Annotated in this window: 3 protein-coding genes; all 3 read left to right on the forward strand. The window is 61.4% G+C overall.

All coding sequences use genetic code 11. From position 1 onward, the window contains the following. A partial coding sequence (locus tag ABYW26_RS14490) for a cytochrome c biogenesis CcdA family protein (protein WP_372605621.1) occupies window positions 1-429 on the forward strand: 429 nt, incomplete at its 5' end. A gap of 15 nt (window positions 430-444) precedes the next feature. Continuing rightward, entirely contained in the window at window positions 445-858 is a 414-nt protein-coding gene (locus ABYW26_RS14495) for a thioredoxin family protein (RefSeq protein WP_372605623.1), read from the forward strand. A gap of 163 nt (window positions 859-1,021) precedes the next feature. Further along, the coding region (locus tag ABYW26_RS14500) for an argininosuccinate synthase domain-containing protein (RefSeq protein ID WP_372605625.1) at window positions 1,022-1,383 on the forward strand (362 nt) is incomplete at its 3' end.

Below are 1,383 nucleotides of genomic sequence, written 5' to 3' on the forward strand. Positions count from 1 at the left end.
ACCGCCACCGCCGGGGTTGCGGGCCGGGCCGATGTCGGTCTGGACAGTCTGGACCGCAGCGGGCTGAACGGTCAGTTTCTGGGCGGCATCCTGTTGGGCGCGGTCTGGAGTCCCTGCATCGGCCCGACGCTGGGCGGCGCGATTTCGCTGGCCAGTCAGGGCGAAAGCCTGGGTCTGGCGACCGCGATCATGGTCAGTTTTGCGCTGGGCGTGTCGACGATCATTCTGGCGCTGGGCTATGGCGCGCGTTCGGTGATCCTGCGCCGTCAGGCCATGATGCGCAATCTTTCCAGCCGCGCCCGTCCGGCGATGGGGGCGATCTTTGTCGCTGTCGGGTTGGCCATCCTGTTCAAATTTCACCTGATGATCGAAGCCTGGGCCGTGCAAACCCTGCCGGCGTGGCTGGTCGATCTGTCCGTTATCATCTGAGGATCGGAGACTGTCATGAATCGCCGTGATTTTATCGCCCTGACCGGCATTGCCGCCGTCACCCTGCCATCGGTGTCATGGGGCGCGCCGCTGGACTATCACGCCGGGATGATCCCGGCGCGGCTGGCCAAGGGCGAGACCCTGTTTCTGGATTTCAAGGCCAGTTGGTGCAGCACCTGCGCCGCGCAAAGCCGGGTTCTGGATGCGCTGAAGGCCGCGAACCCCGCCTATGAGCGCGAGATCACCTTTATCAATATCGACTGGGACGAACATGGCGAGGGGCCGCTGGTCAAACAGATGAATATCCCCCGCCGCTCGACTTTGGTGGTGCTGAAGGGCGATCAGGAACTGGGGCGGATCGTGGCCGGGACCGCAAAAAAAGAGATCAAGGCGCTGATGGATCTGGCGCTGAACGCGGCCACGGCCTGAGGCCCGAACCCGGACAATTCGGGCTTTCGGCGACCCGTGGCCCGGATTGACCCGTTCAGGTCACAGTTTCGGCCTTTGCAGCGGTCTCAGGCGGGCCTGTCCCTTGCTCTCACTGTCAAAACCCGGTATCGCCCGCGCGATATCCAAATGACTGGAGAGCCGCATGTCTGCCCCCAAGAAAGTTGTCCTCGCCTATTCCGGTGGTCTTGATACCTCGATCATCCTGAAATGGCTGCAAACCGAATATGGCTGCGAGGTCGTGACCTTTACCGCCGATCTGGGTCAGGGGGAAGAACTGGAACCGGCCCGCCACAAGGCCGAGCTTCTGGGGATCAAGCCCGAGAACATCTATATCGAAGACGTGCGCGAAGAATTCGTCCGCGATTTCGTGTTCCCGATGTTCCGCGCCACTGCGGTTTATGAGGGTCTGTATCTGCTGGGCACCTCGATTGCACGGCCGCTGATTGCAAAAAAACAGATTGAAATTGCCAGAAAAGAAAAGGCCGATGCCGTCTCCCACGGTGC

The sequence above is a fragment of the Actibacterium sp. genome (assembly GCF_041584535.1).
GTDB lineage: Bacteria > Pseudomonadota > Alphaproteobacteria > Rhodobacterales > Rhodobacteraceae > Actibacterium_D.